General features: G+C 65.3%; 24 protein-coding genes. 17 read left to right on the forward strand and 7 right to left on the reverse strand.

The window, feature by feature from the left end; all coding sequences use genetic code 11:
• Positions 1–71 precede the first annotated feature (71 nt).
• Entirely contained in the window at positions 72–638 is a 567-nt protein-coding gene (locus tag AB0L63_RS26125) for a nicotinamidase (RefSeq protein ID WP_364505650.1), read from the reverse strand.
• A gap of 116 nt (positions 639–754) precedes the next feature.
• On the opposite strand from AB0L63_RS26125, the gene AB0L63_RS26130 reads away from it, so the two are divergent.
• On the forward strand, positions 755–886 hold the full coding sequence (locus AB0L63_RS26130) for a hypothetical protein (RefSeq protein WP_364505652.1): 132 nt from the start codon (positions 755–757) through the stop codon (positions 884–886).
• A gap of 63 nt (positions 887–949) precedes the next feature.
• Here the strand turns inward: AB0L63_RS26130 and AB0L63_RS26135 are convergent, their stop codons facing one another.
• Positions 950–2,245, reverse strand: a complete 1,296-nt coding sequence (locus AB0L63_RS26135; RefSeq protein WP_364505902.1) for a nicotinate phosphoribosyltransferase — start codon at positions 2,243–2,245, stop codon at positions 950–952.
• 120 nt (positions 2,246–2,365) lie between these two features.
• On the opposite strand from AB0L63_RS26135, the gene clpS reads away from it, so the two are divergent.
• The 10 genes from clpS (at position 2,366) to rdgB (ending at position 9,405) form a co-directional block, all read left to right on the forward strand.
• The gene (gene clpS / locus AB0L63_RS26140; protein WP_364505654.1) at positions 2,366–2,686 is read left to right on the forward strand and encodes an ATP-dependent Clp protease adapter ClpS; all 321 of its coding nucleotides are present in this window, start codon (positions 2,366–2,368) and stop codon (positions 2,684–2,686) included.
• 23 nt (positions 2,687–2,709) lie between these two features.
• Entirely contained in the window at positions 2,710–3,279 is a 570-nt protein-coding gene (locus tag AB0L63_RS26145) for a DUF2017 domain-containing protein (RefSeq protein WP_364505656.1), read from the forward strand.
• Positions 3,280–3,344: 65 nt separating this feature from the next.
• Positions 3,345–4,406: a P1 family peptidase gene (locus AB0L63_RS26150; protein ID WP_364505658.1), complete on the forward strand. Its 1,062-nt coding sequence runs from the start codon at positions 3,345–3,347 to the stop codon at positions 4,404–4,406.
• Positions 4,407–4,586: 180 nt separating this feature from the next.
• A complete protein-coding gene (locus AB0L63_RS26155) occupies positions 4,587–5,009 on the forward strand; it encodes a M67 family metallopeptidase (protein WP_364505904.1) in 423 nt (140 codons plus the stop codon).
• Between the two features lie 51 nt (positions 5,010–5,060).
• Entirely contained in the window at positions 5,061–5,333 is a 273-nt protein-coding gene (locus tag AB0L63_RS26160; RefSeq protein WP_062990759.1) for a MoaD/ThiS family protein, read from the forward strand.
• An 8-nt stretch (positions 5,334–5,341) separates the two neighbouring features.
• Positions 5,342–6,304 (forward strand): cysteine synthase, encoded by a 963-nt coding sequence (locus tag AB0L63_RS26165; RefSeq protein ID WP_364505660.1) that lies wholly within the window; start codon positions 5,342–5,344, stop codon positions 6,302–6,304.
• Between the two features lie 103 nt (positions 6,305–6,407).
• The gene (locus AB0L63_RS26170) at positions 6,408–7,139 is read left to right on the forward strand and encodes a rhomboid family intramembrane serine protease (protein WP_364505662.1); all 732 of its coding nucleotides are present in this window, start codon (positions 6,408–6,410) and stop codon (positions 7,137–7,139) included.
• A 78-nt stretch (positions 7,140–7,217) separates the two neighbouring features.
• The gene (locus AB0L63_RS26175) at positions 7,218–7,982 is read left to right on the forward strand and encodes a cyclic nucleotide-degrading phosphodiesterase (RefSeq protein ID WP_364505664.1); all 765 of its coding nucleotides are present in this window, start codon (positions 7,218–7,220) and stop codon (positions 7,980–7,982) included.
• A 41-nt stretch (positions 7,983–8,023) separates the two neighbouring features.
• Entirely contained in the window at positions 8,024–8,794 is a 771-nt protein-coding gene (gene rph, locus AB0L63_RS26180) for a ribonuclease PH (RefSeq protein WP_364505666.1), read from the forward strand.
• Positions 8,794–9,405: an RdgB/HAM1 family non-canonical purine NTP pyrophosphatase gene (gene rdgB / locus AB0L63_RS26185; protein WP_364505668.1), complete on the forward strand. Its 612-nt coding sequence runs from the start codon at positions 8,794–8,796 to the stop codon at positions 9,403–9,405. The genes rph and rdgB overlap by 1 nt, the downstream gene beginning before the upstream one ends.
• 148 nt (positions 9,406–9,553) lie before the next feature.
• Here rdgB and AB0L63_RS26190 read toward each other — a convergent pair whose 3' ends face one another.
• The 3 genes from AB0L63_RS26190 to AB0L63_RS26200 all read right to left on the reverse strand — a co-directional run bounded on the left by AB0L63_RS26190 (position 9,554) and on the right by AB0L63_RS26200 (position 11,331).
• A complete protein-coding gene (locus AB0L63_RS26190) occupies positions 9,554–9,859 on the reverse strand; it encodes a DUF3817 domain-containing protein (protein WP_364505906.1) in 306 nt (101 codons plus the stop codon).
• 71 nt (positions 9,860–9,930) lie between these two features.
• Positions 9,931–10,356, reverse strand: coding sequence for a transcriptional regulator (locus AB0L63_RS26195; protein WP_364505908.1), 426 nt, complete (start codon positions 10,354–10,356; stop codon positions 9,931–9,933).
• 99 nt (positions 10,357–10,455) lie between these two features.
• A complete protein-coding gene (locus AB0L63_RS26200) occupies positions 10,456–11,331 on the reverse strand; it encodes an oxidoreductase (RefSeq protein WP_364505670.1) in 876 nt (291 codons plus the stop codon).
• A gap of 349 nt (positions 11,332–11,680) precedes the next feature.
• Here AB0L63_RS26200 and AB0L63_RS26205 point away from each other — a divergent pair, with 349 nt between their 5' ends.
• The 4 genes from AB0L63_RS26205 to AB0L63_RS26220 all read left to right on the forward strand — a co-directional run bounded on the left by AB0L63_RS26205 (position 11,681) and on the right by AB0L63_RS26220 (position 14,273).
• A complete protein-coding gene (locus tag AB0L63_RS26205) occupies positions 11,681–12,319 on the forward strand; it encodes a PadR family transcriptional regulator (RefSeq protein ID WP_364505672.1) in 639 nt (212 codons plus the stop codon).
• Between the two features lie 229 nt (positions 12,320–12,548).
• Positions 12,549–13,757: an FAD-dependent monooxygenase gene (locus AB0L63_RS26210; protein ID WP_364505674.1), complete on the forward strand. Its 1,209-nt coding sequence runs from the start codon at positions 12,549–12,551 to the stop codon at positions 13,755–13,757.
• Positions 13,758–13,959: 202 nt separating this feature from the next.
• Entirely contained in the window at positions 13,960–14,106 is a 147-nt protein-coding gene (locus tag AB0L63_RS26215) for a hypothetical protein (protein ID WP_364505676.1), read from the forward strand.
• Complete coding sequence (locus AB0L63_RS26220; RefSeq protein WP_364505678.1) at positions 14,103–14,273, forward strand: hypothetical protein; 171 nt, start codon at positions 14,103–14,105, stop codon at positions 14,271–14,273. Before AB0L63_RS26215 ends, AB0L63_RS26220 begins: the two co-directional genes overlap by 4 nt.
• A 48-nt stretch (positions 14,274–14,321) precedes the next feature.
• Here the strand turns inward: AB0L63_RS26220 and AB0L63_RS26225 are convergent, their stop codons facing one another.
• Entirely contained in the window at positions 14,322–14,546 is a 225-nt protein-coding gene (locus AB0L63_RS26225) for a hypothetical protein (RefSeq protein ID WP_364505680.1), read from the reverse strand.
• A 35-nt stretch (positions 14,547–14,581) separates the two neighbouring features.
• On the reverse strand, positions 14,582–15,361 hold the full coding sequence (locus AB0L63_RS26230) for an HNH endonuclease family protein (RefSeq protein ID WP_364505682.1): 780 nt from the start codon (positions 15,359–15,361) through the stop codon (positions 14,582–14,584).
• A 622-nt stretch (positions 15,362–15,983) separates the two neighbouring features.
• Here AB0L63_RS26230 and AB0L63_RS26235 point away from each other — a divergent pair.
• Positions 15,984–16,856, forward strand: a complete 873-nt coding sequence (locus tag AB0L63_RS26235; RefSeq protein ID WP_364505684.1) for a haloalkane dehalogenase — start codon at positions 15,984–15,986, stop codon at positions 16,854–16,856.
• A 95-nt stretch (positions 16,857–16,951) separates the two neighbouring features.
• The gene (locus AB0L63_RS26240) at positions 16,952–17,863 is read left to right on the forward strand and encodes an RNA polymerase sigma factor (RefSeq protein WP_364505686.1); all 912 of its coding nucleotides are present in this window, start codon (positions 16,952–16,954) and stop codon (positions 17,861–17,863) included.
• Positions 17,864–17,885: the final 22 nt, after the last annotated feature.

The raw sequence follows: 17,885 nt of genomic DNA on the forward strand, positions 1-17,885 counted from the left end.
GGATCACCGGCCTGCTTCAGCCCTACGCGAACCCGGCGTGTCCTGCGGCAGGTCAGGGTAGGCGGTCTGCGCTAGCGAACGACAGAACCCTCGATGTCTACTCCGGCCCCGCGCATGCGATCGAGCGCGGCGGTGGTCGTATCGGGTGCGACACCCGCGGTGAAGTCCAGCAGCACCCTGGTGTCGAAACCTTCGATGCGGGCGTCCAGTGCGGTCGCGCGGACGCAGTGGTCGGTGGCGATTCCGACGATGTCGAGTTCATTGATGGCACGCTCGCGCAGCCAATCCGCGAGGCTGGTGCCGTCCTCGGTGGCGCCTTCGAAACCCGAATAGGCGGCTGAGTATTGGCCCTTGGAGAAGATCTCCTGGATCTGCTCGGTATTCAGGGCGGGGTGGAAATCCGCGCCGGAGGTGCCGACCCGGCAGTGCGGCGGCCAGGTGTCCACGTAATCCGGATGCTCGGAGAAATGGCCACCGGGGTCGATGTGGTAGTCGCGGGTGGCGACGACCACACTGTAATGCGCGGAGTTCAGGTAGCCGGTGATGCGCCGGGCGACCGTGGCCCCGCCGGTGACGGCCAGTGATCCGCCCTCGCAGAAATCGTTCTGCACGTCGACGATGATCAACGCTCGGTTCATGTCGACCTCACTTTCCCAGGATCTCCAGCGCCGAGGGTGTGAACCGTCGGGCTTGTGCCTGTGGATTACATTGTGCGCCTGATCGATCGGGCGGGCTACGACACTCGGAGGTCCACGTGAGCAGCACGGTCAGAATTCCGATCGCACTCTTCATCGGCTACACGGCCTACCTCGCCACTGCTTTTCTGCTCGGCAACCGACCCGACGAGGTGGGTGACCGGGTGCGACTGCTGATCAAGGGTTCGTGATCGTGCTGGTCGCGGTCTCTTTTGTGGAGTGGCTGGCCAAGCGCGAAGCCGTCCGCGCCCGGGTCAATTCACAAATGTCGTCGGAATTGCCGGCTCCCCGGCCGACAGTTTCAGGCCCTCCCACGGCAGGCTGACCAACCCCCTGGCAACCAGCTTGCGACTATCCGCGAGCGTGGGCAGCCCGGCGATCGGTTCGCCACCGCGCATCAGCGGGGCCAGCAGCTCGCGAACCTCGAATCCGTTTGCGGCGGGCTGGCTTCCGGCGGCCGGGTAGACGATCTCCTCGACCACGGTGCCGGTCCGTCGAGACAGCCGAATCGCCTTCTTGGTGCCGCCGCGCGATTCCTTGTGGCTGCTGCGCTTGGCGACCGGCAGCCCGTCCACCTCGACCAACTTGTAGACCATTCCGGCGGTGGGCGCCCCGGACCCGGTGACCAGCGACGTCCCGACCCCGTAGGCATCCACCGGTTCGGCGCGCAGTGCGGCGATCGCGTACTCGTCCAGATCGCCGGAGACCACGATGCGCGTCTTGGTCGCGCCGAGTCCGTCGAGTTGCTCGCGCACTTGTCTGGCCAGTACGCCGAGATCTCCGGAATCGATACGGACACCGCCCAATTCGGGTCCGGCGACATCGATGGCGGTCGCCACCCCCTTGGTGATGTCGAAGGTGTCCACCAGCAGGGTGGTGCCGATGCCGAGCGCCGTGATCTGACCGCGGAATGCGGCCGCCTCGTGCGCACCGTCCGCGCTGCTGTGCAGCAGGGTGAATGCATGTGCGCTGGTGCCCGCGCCGGGCACGCCGAAGCGGCGTACAGCCTCCAGATTGGAGGTGGCGTCGAAGCCGGCCAGATAGGCGGCGCGCGAGCAAGACGGCGCGGCGAGTTCGTGGGCGCGGCGCGAGCCCATCTCGATCATCCGGCGGCCACCGGCCGCACTCACCATGCGGGCGGCGGCCGAGGCGATCGCGCTGTCGTGATTGAGGATCGACAGCGCGAGGGTCTCCAACAGGACGCATTCGGCGAAGCTGCCGCGCACCGAAAGGATCGGGGAGCCGGGGAAATAGAGCTCGCCCTCCGGATAGCCGTCGATATCGCCGGTGAAGCGGAACTCGCGCAGCCAATCGATGGTCTTCGAGTCCAGGAAACCGGCCGCGATATCGAGCTCCGCTTCCTCGAAACGGAAATGCGCAAGCGCTTCGATCAGTCGGCCGGTGCCCGCGACGACGCCGTAGCGGCGACCATTCGGCAAGCGCCGCGCGAATACCTCGAAGGTGCAGCGGCGGTGCGCCGAGCCGTCGCCGAGGGCGGCCGCGAGCATGGTCAGTTCATACTGATCGGTCAGTAGTGCAGTGCTGCGCATATCCACGCAAGCCACTGTAGATAGCGGTAGCGGGCATGATAAGCCGGTGGCGTCGGGATGTACGGCAATTCCTGGTGCGCGGGTGTTGTGTATCCGGAGTCGAGTCGTACCCTGAGTGTTATGGGCTTGTGCGAAGCGAACACGACACTGTCGGCGGCACAGGCGACTCCGGAGGCGGTCGAATACACCGAGATCCTGGAGGCCGAGGACCGTCCGTGGGTGACGGTCGTCTGGGATGATCCGGTCAACCTCATGCACTACGTCGCGTACATCTTCCAGAAGCTGTTCGGCTACAGCAAAGCGAAGGCGACCGAATTGATGCTCAAAGTGCACAACGAGGGCAAGGCAGTCGTGTCGTCGGGTTCGCGGGACAAGATGGAACAGGACGTGCGACGGCTGCACGCCGCGGGACTCTGGGCGACCATGCAACGGGACGACTGACCGGTACGACTACCCTGACAGCAGTGCGTAAGTGGAGCCGGAAAAACTCGCTGAGCGGCCTCAAATTGCGATCCGAGATGGACGCGCGTGAGGCGAACGTGCTGCGGTCCCTGGTCGGCGCCGTTTCCGGCCTGCTGACCGAGCGGGCACAGTCCGCACCCGACGATGAGCTCGCCGAGCTCACCGGGCTGCGGACCGGTAATACCACCCCGCCCGACGATCCCCGGCTGCACCGGCTGCTGCCGGACTTCCACCGGAGCGAACCGGGTTCTCCCGACGCCGATCGCGCCGACCTCAATAGCGCGCTGCGCGGCCTGCACGAGCCGGAGATCATCGACGCCAAGCTGGCGGCCGGCTCGGTGGTGCTGAATACGGTGCCGACCGATGGCGGGAAGATTGCGCTGACGCCGGAGCAGGCCGACGCGTGGTTGACTGCGCTGACCGATGTGCGGTTGGCATTGGGCACGGTGCTCGGAGTCGATGCCGAGACACCGGATCACCTCGAACCCGATGATCCGCGTGGGCCGCATCTGGATGTGTACCACTGGCTGACGTGGATGCAGGATTCGTTGCTGCAGGCGCTCGCGCCCTGACGGTCGTCCCTGCGGGTCGGCATGCTTGCATGGAGATCGTCGACGAGCAGTCAGGAGCACAAGCGGTGAATGGGCAAGCGGGACCACGGAATTCGCTAACCGATGTGCCCGGCCTGCTGGTCGGGCACTATCACGTGCTCGATCCGGACGCGACGTTGGGTTCCGGCGCGGCGGCCGGCTGCACGGTTGTGCGCGCGTCCGGCGGTGCGACTGCCGCCGTCGATGTGCGCGGCGGCGGACCGGGGACCAGAGAAACCGATCTGCTCGACCCGGGTAACACTGTGCGCCAGGTGAATTCGATCCTGCTCACCGGCGGCAGCGCCTACGGGCTCGCCGCCGCCGACGGCGTAATGCGTTGGCTGGAGGAGCATCACGAGGGCATCCCGATGGATCCGACCGACCCGAGTCGGGTGGTGCCCATCGTCCCCGCCGCGGTGATCTTCGATCTTCCGGTGGGGGACTGGCGAATTCGGCCAACCGCCGATTTCGGCTTCCTGGCCGCCGAGGCGGCGGCGGAGGAGTTCGAGCGCGGGTGCGTCGGTGCGGGTGTCGGCGCGCGGGCCGGTTCGATCAAGGGCGGTGTGGGGACCGCGAGCGTTGTGCTCGGCGCGGGTCCCGCCGCGGGCGTCACGGTGGCGGCGCTGGTCGTCGCCAACCCCGTCGGCTCGGTTTTCGACCCGCGCACCGGCCTGCCCTGGGGCGTCGGCACCGAAGGCCCCGACGCATTCGGTCTGCGGTTGGCGACGCCCGAGCAACTGGCCGTTGCCAATGCCCTCCCGGTCAAGGGCACCGTCCTCAACACGACCATCGGCGTGGTCGCCACCGACGCACCCCTGGACCCGACCGGCTGTCAGCGCATGGCAACCACCGCCCACGACGGGCTCGCCCGCGCCATCCGCCCCGCCCACTCACCCCTCGACGGCGATACCCTCTTCGCCCTCTCGACCGGCACCGCCGAAACCACCGCCGCTGTGCTGCCGCCCGCCTTCCCGACTGACCTCCTGGTCCTGGATGAGGTCTGCACCGCCGCCGCGGTCTGCGTCGAGCGCGCCATCGTCGACGCGATCCTCACCGCCCACTCCGTAGCAACCATCCCCGCCTACTCCGACCTCTTCCCGCGCTGCTAGCGGGTCGCGCAAAGCTTCGAATGCCCTCGCATATCGACTTGCGGCCCGACATGCCGTGCGGCATCCGCGAAAGTGTGCGGGAGCACCGGGGAGGGACCGAGGGAGGGGTGGGTGGGAATAGCCGAATATTCTGGGTGGTTGTCGGGTGCGAATATGCTGGATGCGGAAGGGTTCGAAGTTGTGCTGGTGATCAGGACCGACCTGGTGGAGGCAATGGTGGCGCATGCGCGCGCCGATCACCCCGACGAGGCCTGTGGCGTCATCGCCGGTCCGGAGGGGTCGGATCGGCCGGAGCGTTTCATCGCCATGGTCAATGCCGAGCGCTCGCCGACCTTCTACCGGTTCGATTCCGGTGAACAGCTGAAGGTGTGGCGCGCGATGGACGATGCCGATGAGACCCCGGTGGTGATCTACCACTCACATACCGCCACCGAGGCATACCCGAGCCGCACCGATATCTCCTATGCGTCCGAGCCGTTCGCGCATTACGTGTTGATCTCCACCCGAGATCCGGAGCAGCACGAGCTGCGCAGCTACCGGATCGTGGACGGTGTGGTCACCGAGGAGCCGGTCGAGATCGTCGATGCGTACGAGACCGTCTAGGCCATATTCCAAAACTGTTCAGGCTATGTTCGTCGAATTCGAGGAGTTCTCATGCCGGTAACCGTGTCCATCCCGACCATCATGCGTGGCCTTACCGGAGGCGAGAAGCGCGTCGACGCTCAGGGCTCGACCCTGTCCGCGCTGATCGACAACCTCGAGGCCAACCATCCGGGCCTCGCGGAGCGGCTGCTCAAGGACGGCAAGCTGAACCGCTACGTCAACATCTACGTCGACGACGAAGATGTGCGTTTCGCGGGCGGTCTCGACGCGGAGGTGCCCGAGGGCGCCAGCGTCACCATCCTGCCCGCCGTCGCCGGAGGCTGATCGATCCCGTGGCGCGCTATGAATCGCTGATCGATACCCTCGGCAACACCCCGCTGGTCGGGCTGCGCAACCTGTCCCCACAGTGGGACGGTGACCACCCGGTGCGGCTGTGGGCCAAGCTCGAGGACCGCAACCCGACCGGTTCCATCAAGGACCGGCCGGCCCTGCGGATGATCGAACAGGCCGAGGCCGACGGCTTGCTGACGCCCGGCTGCACGATCCTGGAGCCGACCAGCGGAAATACCGGCATTTCGCTGGCCATGGCGGCCAAGCTCAAGGGCTACCGACTGGTCTGCGTGATGCCGGAGAACACCTCGGTCGAGCGCCGTCAGCTGCTGACCATGTTCGGTGCCGAGATCATCAATTCCCCGGCCGCGGGCGGTTCGAATCAGGCGGTCGCACTGGCCAAGCAGATCGCTGCGGAGCATCCGGACTGGGTGATGCTGTACCAGTACGGCAATCCGGCCAATGCCTTGGCGCACTACGAGACGACCGGCCCGGAAATCCTCGCCGACCTGCCCGAGATCACGCATTTCGTCGCGGGTCTCGGCACCACAGGAACGCTCATGGGAACCGGCCGCTTCCTGCGCGAGAAGGTGCCCGGCATCGAAATCGTCGCCGCCGAACCGCGTTACGGCGAACTCGTGTACGGACTGCGCAATATCGATGAGGGCTTCATTCCCGAGCTATACGACGAGTCGGTGCTGACCACTCGTTTCTCGGTCGGTCCGTTCGACGCGGTGAAGCGCACGCGCGAACTGGTGTTGGAAGAGGGCATCTTCGCGGGCATTTCGACCGGCGCGATTCTGCATGCGGCACTCGGTGTCGCGCGCAAATGCGTGCGGGCGGGCACGCGGGCGGATATCGCATTCGTGGTTGCCGATGGTGGGTGGAAGTACCTGTCCACCGGCGCGTATGACGGAACGCTCGAAGAGGCCGAGAAACGCCTCGACGGCCAGCTCTGGGCCTGAGTCCCGACCGGATTCATCGCCCCGCCCGGTCGCGATACGGCCCGGTACTCTCGAAAGAGCGGGCCCCCGCGCGCCGAGGGGCTCGCTCGACGAGGAGGTTGCGATGGCCGGCGGTTCGGGAATCGGTTCGTCGTTCGATCCCGAGCGGATCGCCGCGCTGCGCGGCCAACTGGGTCAGCCGATCGGTTCGAGACCGAGCGTGCCGACCTCCGGTACGCCCGCCGAACCGCACAATTTCGCACCGATTAAACAGCTCTGGCTGCGCGCGGGCATCATCATCGCCGCATTCGTCGCCCTGCTCTACGGCGTCGAAGGCGTCGACAACCTCGATCACAACCAACTCGATAACAACGGCATCGAACCGCGCGAGGCGGACGGCCTGTGGGGCATCCTCTGGGCCCCGGTCCTGCACCACGGCTGGGACCACCTGTTCGCGAATACGCTTCCGGTTCTCGTCCTCGGCTTCATCACGCTGCTGGCGGGCATCGGGCGCGGGCTCGCCGCCACCGCGATCATCTGGATCGTCGCCGGAGTCGGCGTCTGGCTCACCGGCGCCACCGGATCGATACATCTGGGCGCCTCGTCGCTGATCTTCGGCTGGCTGACCTTCCTGATCTCGCGCGGCTGGTTCGCGCGCAATCTCGTGCAGATCCTCGTCGGCCTGGTTGTGCTGGCGATTTACGGGTCGGTGCTGTGGGGTGTGCTGCCCGGGCAGCCCGGAATCTCTTGGCAGGGGCATCTTTTCGGGGCAGTGGGTGGAGTGCTGGCCGGTTGGGTACTCTCCGGGGATGAACGTCGACACCGTCGCGGGGATCGAGCCGGAGTCAATGCGTAGCCGCGGTGGTCGCGTGGCGCGCAGCGGAATGTGAGGGATCGGTTCTTGAGTCAGAATTCGTCGTGGCAGCATGGGGGAATGCGCCTTACCGTCCTCGGGTGCTCGGGCAGTGTGTCCGGCCCGGACTCCCCAGCGTCGGGGTACCTATTGACCGGGCCGGATATGTCGCCGGTGGTCATCGATTTCGGCCCCGGCGTGCTCGGCGCATTGCAGCGCTACGCCGATCCCGGTGAGGTCGATATCTTCCTCTCGCATCTGCATGCCGATCACTGCCTGGATCTGCCCGGACTGCTGGTCTGGCGCCGCTACCATCCGACACCCCCGGTGGGGCGGGCGATCGTGCGCGGTCCGTCCGATAGTGCGGTGCGCATCGGCAATGCCTCCGCCGAAGTCGGCGGTGCCTGCGACGACTGGTCCGACGTCATCGATCACCAGCCGTGGGTGGAGGGCGAAGCGGTCGAATTCGGTCCGGGCCATACGGTGCTCGCGCGTCGGATGTATCACCCGCCGGAGTCGTATGGGCTGCGCATCGCGACGTCGGCCGGACGGACCTTCGTCTACACCGGCGATACCGCGATGTGCGATGCGGTACTCGAACTCGCGCAGGGCGCCGACATCCTGATGTCGGAGGCGTCGTGGACGCACGATCCGGCCAACCGGCCGCCCGGCATTCACCTCTCCGGCGCCGAGGCGGGCCTTATCGCCGAGCGTGCGGGTGTGAAAGAGCTGCTGCTCACCCACATTCCGCCGTGGACGTCGCGCGAGGACGTGATCGCCGAGGCGAAGGCGCAGTTCTCCGGACCGGTGCACGCCGTCGCACCGGGCGAAACCTTCGATATCTGACCGGTTGCCGCGCGCGGTAACCAGGTGACTAGGCTTGGCCCGTGTCGAGACGAGCCGATGGCAGGGCGGACGATGAACTCCGCGAGGTACGGATCAGCCGTGGCTTCACCACGCATCCAGCCGGTTCGGTGCTGGTGGAGTTCGGGCAGACCCGCGTGATGTGCACCGCGAGCGTCACCGAGGGCGTGCCCCCGTGGCGTCGCGATTCCGGACTCGGCTGGCTCACCGCCGAATACGCGATGCTGCCCGCCGCCACACATACCCGCAGCGGACGGGAATCGGTGAAGGGCAAGGTCGGGGGACGCACCCAGGAGATCAGCCGGTTGGTCGGGCGGTCGTTGCGCGCGTGCATCGATCTGGCCGCCATAGGCGAGAACACCATTGCCATCGACTGCGATGTGCTGCAGGCCGACGGCGGCACTCGGACCGCGGCCATCACCGGTGCGTATGTCGCGCTCTCGGATGCAGTCACCTACCTCGGCGCGGCGGGCGGATTGGCCGACCCGCAGCCGATCTCGTGTGCGATCGCCGCGGTGAGCGTCGGCGTCGTCGACGGTCGGGTGCGGTTGGACCTGCCGTACGAAGAGGATTCGCGCGCCGAGGTCGACATGAATGTGGTCGCCACCGATACCGGCACCCTGGTGGAGATCCAGGGCACCGGTGAGGGCGCCACCTTCCCGCGCTCCACCCTGGACAAGCTGCTCGACTCCGCGCTGGCGGGATGTGAGCAGCTGTTCGCCATCCAGAAGCGGGCGCTCGCGCTGCCGTATCCGGGTGTGCTGCCGCAGCCTGCCGAGTCGAAGAAGAAATGATGCCGCGCCAGGTCCTGGTCGCCAGTCGCAATGCCAAGAAGTTGAACGAACTGCGTCGGATTCTCGCCGACGCGGGTATCGCGGGCATCGAGGTCGTCGGACTCGATGATGTGCCCGCCTACGACGAGGCGCCCGAGACCGGCGCGACCTTCGAGGAGAATGCGCTGGCAAAGGCGCGCGATGGTGCGGCCGCCACCGGATTGCCCTGTGTCGCAGACGATTCCGGGATCGCGGTGGACGCATTGAACGGGATGCCCGGTGTGCTGTCGGCGCGCTGGTCCGGGGTGCACGGCGACGATGCGGCCAATAACGCGCTGCTGATCGCCCAACTCGGTGACGTACCGGATGAGCGCCGTGGCGCACAGTTCGTCTCCGCCTGTGCGCTGGTAGTGCCCGATGGCACCGAGATCGTCGTACGCGGTGAATGGCCCGGCACGGTCGGACCGAAACCCGTGGGCGACGGCGGATTCGGCTACGACCCGCTGTTCATTCCGGCGGGCGGCGATATCACGGCTGCCCAGCTGACTCCCGCCGAAAAGGATGCCGTCTCCCACCGTGGTCGCGCGCTGACCCAGCTCCTGCCCGCACTCGCGGCTCTCGCGGAGTCCTGAATCTGCCGCCCTGTGGATCCAGACTGGTGTGGTCGTTCGCTGAGTTCTGGATCAGCCGCATCGCTGCGGGGTGTGGAGCTGGTGTGGTTCGCCGAGTCCTGGATCAGCAGCACTGAGGCGGCCCCGTAACTGGTGCGGCGTTCGCGGGTCAGAGGTTGAAGTCCCGCTTGACCTTGTTCGCGTTGGCGTGCTCGACGAAGAAGGACAGCAGCGGGATGGTGCCTGCGATCAGGGTGCCGACGGTGCGCGGGATCGGCCAGCGGACCTTGACCGCGAGATCGGCGGTGACCAGCAGGTAGACGAAGTAGACCCAGCCGTGCACGACCGCGATCCAGTTCGGGGTGTGCACGTCGAAGCCGTACTTGGCGATCATCTCGCCGGTGAGTAGCAGCAGCCACAGACCCGTCGTCCAAGCGAGCACGCGGTACCGCAGCAGTGCGGGCTTGATCTTCACGACGTTCGCGGTCGTGGCCGTCGGCTCCGGTGCGCGCGTCGCGGCGGTTTCGGTTGAGTTCTCGCTGGTGGTCAACCGGCGCTCCTCTGTGTGTCGTGGGCCAGGCCCGCATCCTGGATGTGTTGGTCGATATCTTTGGCGTGCAGCTCGGACAGATATTTGTTGTATTCCGCGAGCACCGGATCGTCGTCGCGGGCCGCCTTGGGCCGCTCGGGCAGCAGTCCGGCCGGAATCTCGCGCGGCGCATCGGCTTTCGCAGGGCGGCGGCGGGCCTTCGCGGCGGCCGGTTCGGCTGTCGGCTCCGCCGCGTTCGCATCCGCCTCGGCTTCGGACTCCAGCCGCACGAACCGGAAGTAGGCGAACACCGCGAACCCAGCGAACAGCGGCCACTGCAATGCGTAGCCGAGATTCTGGCCGGTGCCGCTCGCGGATTCGAACCGCTTCCACTGCCACCAGCCCAATGCCAGGCAGGCGAGGGCGGCCACGATCACCAGCATGATGAGGGCCGGGCGATTGTGTGCCGAGCGGCGAGGGGGAGCGGACACGCATACCACGGTACCCGTCTACTACACGGTACGTAGGAGCAGGTCGAGTCCTCAGAACTTGTAGGTGATCCCGGTCATGCGCTCGGATTCCTCCCACAGGCGGCGCTGCAGTTCTGGATCGTTCGACAGTTTGCTCGACGGTGAGGGCTCGACCGGGCCCTGACTCTGGAACCATCGGTTCGGACCCCAGTAGGTGGTGGGGTCGGCATCGGGCATGGTGGCCGCGAACAGGGTGGAGTGGGCGGCCTTGGCCGGGGGATGACCGATGATGCGAATGAAGGGCTTGCTGATCCGGTCGATCGGGGTTTCGGTCTTGGCGAACAGATCCGTCGCCGAGACGCCCGGGTGCACCGCGTAGGAGCGCTTATCGGAGCCCGCCCCGGTCAGCCGCCGCTGCAATTCGCGGGCGAACATGAGGTTGGCGAGTTTGGACTGGGCGTAGGCGAGGTTGCGCCGGTAGCGGCGGTGCTCGTAATTGAGATCATCGATCCACAGCTTCGGGGTCTGCCTGTGCGCGATGCTCGCCAGGCTTACCACCCGGTCGCGGAGGCGATCCAGCAGCAGTCCGGTCAGCGCGAAATGTCCGAGGTGGTTGACGCCGAATTGGGTCTCGAATCCGTCCTTGGTGCGGGAGAACGGAATATTCATCAGACCGGCATTATTGATGAGCACATCGAATTCACCGGTCTTGTCGGCGAATTCGCGCACCGATGCCAGATCGGCCAGATCGAGCCGCTCGACCCGCACGTCGCCGTTGATCCGGTCGGCGATCGGCTGCGCCTTCGCGACATTGCGCACGGCCATGATCACCGTGCCGCCCTTACTCGCCAGCACCGTGGTGGTCTCGACGCCGAGGCCGCCATTGGCCCCGGTGACGATGAAGGTGCGTCCACTCTGGTCGGGTATCTCTCGCGGGTTCCACGCCATGAGGCCGACCCTACTCTGGAGTAAGGTCTGAAGGAAGTGTTCGGGCAACCTCACGGTTGGCTGGTGTGCACCGAGTTTGCTGTGTGACGAGGCGTTGTGCCTCCAGCCTGGATTTTTGATCACCATACGCCGATGAGGGCAAGCGCCGAAGCGGAAACCGGCACTGCTTGCGTGGTGGTTGCTGTCGTGTCGCTGGAATAGGGGTGTATCGGGGGTTGGAGGTATAGGGGCGTCGCAGACATTGCCGCCAAGTTGCTCGACGAGACCGGAGAACGGGAACCCGTCCGCGCGTAGTACTTGTGTCCGAATACTCGTAAACGTATATTCGTAGACGAGTAAGGAGGTGTCCATGGCCAAGAAGCGCAAGGTGAACAATCTGCTGGCGCTGGCGGTGCTCGCGACCGTGGTCGAACGGCCGATGCACCGCTATGAAATCGCCTCGCGGATGCTCGAGCGCGGCAAGGACCGCGATATGGACATCAAATGGGGCTCGCTGTACACCGTCGTGCAGAACATGGAGAAGGCGGGCTTCCTCGGGGTCGTCGGCAGTGAGCGCGACGGTGCTCGGCCGGAACGCACCATCTATGCGATTACCGATGCCGGTCGCGCCGAAATGGCCGACTGGACAACGGAATTGATTGCCGAGCCGGTGCCGGAACGCCACCGGTTCACCGCCGGACTCTCATTCGTGGCGGCATTGCCGCCGGATGAAGTCGTCGAGTTGCTCGGCCGGCGTATCGACGCGCTGGGTCGCAACATCGAGGCTCGGCGCCGAGAACTCGATCAACTCGCGGCCTCCGATCTGCCCAGGCTGTTCGTCGTCGAAGCCGAATATGGTGTGGCGATGCTGGAGGCGGAGATGGAGTGGGCCGCGTCGCTGCGGGACGAGATCGCCACGGGGACCTTCCCCGGCGTCGATCTCTGGCGGCATGTGCATGCCGTCGGCATGACGCCCGCCGAGGTCGCGGAGCCGGTGGAAAGGGGGTGACGGAATAGTCCTGCTCACGACCCGGTAGGCACCGGGCGGAGTGAATAGTCGAGACCAGGCCCGGCGGGGTGCGGCAACACCGCCGCCGAGCCCGATGTAACCGTCTCGAACCGCGTCCGCATGCGCACCCGGCTACAAGGCTGGCAGCCACAGGATAACTGGGTGTGCGATGTGACGGTCGGTTCGGGCTTCGAAGAAATCCCGTATCGCACATAACTGGAGTACACCCATGTCCACAACAGAAATGGCCATCGTTATCGGCGGTGGTATCGCCGGACCCGTCACCGCCACCGCATTGCGCAAGGCGGGCATTGCCGCTCGCGTCTATGAGGCCTATCCCGGTCCGACCTTCGGTATCGGCAGCGGGCTGGCATTGGCACCGAATGGTGTTGCCGCCCTTGACATTGTCGACGCCGGCGACCTCGTTCGCGAGATAGCGAGTCCGATATCGCATATGCAGATGTCGGTCGGCGGCAAAGTGTTGCAGATGCCGGAAATGCGCGACCTGCCGTCGTTGCAGATGGTCGACCGCAACGAACTGCACCGAACACTGCACGATCACGCGGTCGCCGCTGGCATACCCTTCGAGTACAACAAGCGACTCGTGCGCGTCGAGGAAGACATGGACGGCGTCACCGCGCATTTCGCCGATGGCACCAGCGCGACCGCCGATGTGCTGATCGGCGCGGACGGTATTCGATCCACGGTGCGCGGGCTGATCGACCCGAATAATCCGGGACCGGACTACACCGGGATGATCGGATTCGGCGCGATGGTCGACAATGATCTCGGAATTCCGCCGGAGACAATGGTTTTCGCCTTCGGAAAGAAGGCGTACTACCTCTACGGCACAACCGATGACAACAAGATCATGTGGGGTGCCAATCTGCCGCACAAGGAGTATCTGTCGCTGACCGAGGCGCGTGCGATTCCGGCCGAGCACTGGTTGGCGATTCTGCGGGAGACCTATGCCGAGGACACTCCGGGCGGCGAATTCGCCAGCAGTACCACCGCCGAAAGTCTGGAAACGACTGGGGCACTGCACATTATGCCGCCGGTGCCGACCTGGTATCGGGGGCGCATGGTGCTGGTCGGGGATTCGGTGCACGCGCCGTCCAATAGTTCGGGTCAGGGGGCGTCGCTGGCCGTCGAGAGTGCGGTGCAGTTGGCGCGGTGTCTGCGGGACCTGCCGGATCATGCCTCGGCCTTCGCTGCTTATGAAAGACTGCGGCGGCCGCGGGTGGAGGGTGTCGCGGCTCGGGCGCGCAAGATCAACCACAGCAAGACGCCGGGGCCGGTGGCGCGCCGGATGATGTCCATGCTGATGCCGCTACTGATCAAGGGAATGAACCCGGAGAAGACCATGGGTGTCGAGCAGCGGTATCGGATCGATTGGGATACGCCGGTGCAGCAGGAGTTGGTGACCGCGAAGGCGTAACGCTGGTGCTGCCTGCCTCCTCCCGGGGCAGGCAGCACTATGCCGAACCCGATGGCCGGTTCGGCCCTGACGAAAGAGATGGGAACCGAATAGGGGGTTAGTTAGTGCATACCGGTCCTGCGTGCAGTTGGCCGGGCTATAGCGGGTGATGCTGGTGTGGATCGGTGCCGCGATGCGGTCGAAGTGTGGACACGATCTCAGGGTGCTGCCCGCCGGTCTGATCGGCCTGCCCTGGTCGATGATTTCGCGCGCCGACGGTTCCGTCGCGGGCGGCGGCTTCGAAGTGATCGGCCTCGACCCGGACGGCCGCATCGCATCCGACCACCAATTCATCGAAGGTGTGCGATGACCGATACCTTGCGGTTCAGCCGAATCGTGCGCACCGCCGACGACGGTTCCCGATTTGTCGACGCCGAGCTCGAGCTGACCGAATCTACCCCCGCCACGGGGGCGCGCCCGATGGCCGTCGCCGGAATGTCGACGGCCGCAACCGTAACCTACTTGCGCAGTGCGTAATTCACGCTGCTTGTCTGTGTGACGTTGGGCGCGGCAGTGGAAGTGATCTCAGGCCTCGAAGGGCACGATATTGCCCGCTGCATCACGGATTCCGGCGGCGGCTTGGATGGCGGCCGCAAGCTCACCGACGGTGGTCCAGGTGCGCGGCGGCTCCGCCTCCAGATTGCCTATGGTGTACCAGGTCTCGGTTTTGCGATAGCGGACCAGACCCTTACCCGTCGCATCGATCGTCACATCGAGCTCGCCGGAGACCGTCCCTTCCTCTTCGGTCATGACGGCGGCCTTGGCGGAAATCTCGATGATGTCGCTTATTTGAACTCTCCTCGACTGACGCAGTCGTCGACTGCGGCGCGCAGTGCGGTGTGTTCGGCGGGATCAACGGTCAGCGCATATTTTACTTTGATCTTGACGTAATGCTCGAGATAGCCACACCGGAATTTCCCGGGCGGCAGATAGCTCGCGACGTCCTGGTCGCCCTTCGACCTATTGGCCGAGGGATCGGAGGCGATCAGATTCACGGCGTCGTTGGCAATCCGGCGGCGGGTATCGTCATCGCGCTTATTCGCACCCGAACGCCATGCCTCGGCCAGCGGCACGATGTGTTCGGCATCGACACCGGCCGGGTCGGTAATGAACTTGTACGGCTTGAGTTTTCCGGTCTTCGCATCAAGCACCCCGTACTGGTCCTGCCAGCCACCACCGCGGCCGACCGTGAGCTTACAGGTTTTCGGGTCGAGTTCGACCTGGCCCGTCGCATCCCTGAGCATCATTACGTCGCGGCTGCTGCACTTGCTGTACTGAGCGAAGTCGGGACCGAAGCCGTGCTCGGGCTTATTGGAATCCCAGTGCGGGAACTTCGCCCGGCTGTAGCCTTCCATCGACTCTTCGGGCGCGTCGACGAGTTGGCCGAGTAGGTCGTTGATGTCTTTGCCGGAAACCGTCGCGGCATTCGCTGACCCGGATCTCTCGCCGGTCTTACCGGTCCACTCGTCGATAAAGGAATAGGCAACGGCGACAACGACAGCCAATACGATGGGCGCGCAAACAGCGAGTATGCGACGCGCGATGCGGGACGGCAACCACTTCACAAAGATCGAACTTCCTAGCCTCGCATCGATGAATTTGTCGGGCGTCAAGCTACCTGCGGCCGCTCGTCCCGTATGTGATTGTCGCGTATGACGTTCGGCACATCTAGTCGGAGAATGACTGTGTGGCAAGGGGACTCGATGGCAGACACGAAACCACCCCTGATTCGGCGTGCCGGCGCCGTTCCAGGGGTGGTTCTGTCACGAATGAGTTCGTGCCGAGGCCGAATGAACGGGCCGGTTGTCCAGGCCGGATGATCCGTCCACGCGGCGCCACGATGCTGGTGAGGAAAGTCTCGTCGAGCCGTGTCGTACTGCGGCAACTCCTCGTGACCGTCTGCGGAAACTTCGCTGTTCTTACGTAGGCAGACAGTAGATCATTGCGAATTCCTTTGCAATCGCTCTAATTGACTCTGAGAATCTCCTGAATGAATCGTCGGTCAGTTGGAACATGTACGTATCGCATACGGAAGTTGGGTTTACCTGCGGTTGAGCTGAGATCGGCCGTTCGCGCGGCTCTCGACTAGGTGACGAGCATCACATCAGATGGTGGTCACGGCGGGGTCGGAACCTGTGTCGAAACCGGGTGCAAGCAGCAACAGCCGGATCTAGGAAGGACCCCATCATGGCTACCGTCGACGTTCTCGACTCGTTCATCAACTACACCGACCTCGGTGCCGGTTCGGTACCGGTGGTGTTCCTGCACGGCAACCCGACCTCATCGCACCTGTGGCGCAATGTGATCCCGCACGTCGCCGGGCAAACCCGGGTGCTCGCACCGGATCTGATCGGGATGGGCGGGTCCGGGAAGCCGGACAGTGCCTATCGCCTCGCCGATCATGCCCGCTATCTGGATGCCTGGTTCGACGCACTCGACCTCGAACAAGTCGTCATTGTCGGCCACGATTGGGGCGGTGCGCTCGGTATGCACTGGGCGGCACGGCATCCCGAACGCATCCGGGGCATCGCGCTGATCGAGACCTTCCTGCGGCCGATGCGCTGGGACGAACTCCCACCGCTCGGTGCCGAACTGTTCCGCAAATTCCGAACGGCCGAGGGGGAGCGAATGGTGCTGGCGGAGAATATGTTCATCGAGTTCAACCTGCCGAAGGGCATTGTCGATCTGCGGCCGGAAGATCACGATGTGTATCGCGCTCCCTTCCCGACGCCGGAATCGCGCAAGCCGATGTTGGCCTGGTCGCGCGAATTTCCACTGGACGGCGCACCCGCTGATGTGGTCGTACTGGTGGAGAAATACGACCGGTGGGCGGCGCAGTCACCGGAGGTGCCCAAGCTCATTATGGGGCTCGACAATGGCGTCGGCCTCGGTTCGCCGGAGGTGGTCGGTTGGGCCGCCGAGACGTTCGCCAACGCCGAGGCCGTCTCGGTCGGCGACGGGGGACATCACGCTCCGGAGGATCAGCCCGATGCCATCGGGACCGCGGTCGCGACGTGGTTGCGCGCCCACTCGTTGACGACGGCGACCGCGAACGGGTGAGCCGTGGGCGTCGCGCGGGCGAGTTCACCCGCGCGACGCACATCGGGTAGGGACCCGGACTTGCGCAATGCCGGATACCGCCGAAGGATTGTGCGGTGGAACCCGATCTATCGCACTCCGACGACGCTGTCCGAGCGGCCGCGCGCACGGCTGATTCCGCCGCGCGCACCGACGACATCGCTCGGGAGCGGAAGCTGGTCGATCGGGCTGTTGCCGGTGATGGCGCCGCCATCTCGGATGTGGTGCGGCAGCTCCAGGATCCGCTGTACCGGCTGGCGCTGCGGATGGTGTCGCGGCCCGCCGAGGCCGAGGATGCGACGCAGGAAATCTTGCTCCGCGTGGTAGGCAATCTCGCGACATGGCGGGGTGAGGCCAAGCTGCTGACCTGGGCCTACCGGATCGGTGTCAACTATCTGCTGAACCTCGAGCGCCAGACGCCCCTGGAGGCGGCGCAGCTCAGTCTCGACGCCTACCGTGACGGGTTGGCGGACGGGCTCGCCGCCGAGGATTATCGCGGACCCGAGGCCGAGCTGCTCACCCATGAGGTGCGACTCAACTGCACTCAGGCCATGCTGCAGTGCCTGACCCGCGACGAGCGGGTCGCATTCGTCCTTGGCGACGTTTTCGAACTCGGCTCCGCCGAGGCGGCCTGGATTCTGGGTATCACCGCACCAGCATTTCGAAAGCGGTTGGAACGAGCCAAGAAACGGATCGGCACATTCTTGAATGCGACTTGCGGGGTGGCCAATCCCGAGGCGTTTTGTCGCTGCTCGCGCCGGGTGGACAAGGCCGTGGCGCTCGGGCGCGTCGATCCGAAGTGGCCGGTATTCGCCCGGCATGTGGTGCGTCCGGGCGGCCGCGGTGTCATCGAGGCCGAACAGCAGATGATCCGGCTGCACGATGCCGCCGCGGTAATCCGGGTGCACCCCGATTACGCTGCGCCGCAAGCGAAAATGGACGCGATCGCCGGACTACTGAATTCCGGCAGTTTCCCGATGCTCGACTGAACGATTGCGCGTTGGCCGCGCG

This window comes from Nocardia sp. NPDC051990 (genome assembly GCF_040680755.1).
GTDB lineage: Bacteria > Actinomycetota > Actinomycetes > Mycobacteriales > Mycobacteriaceae > Nocardia.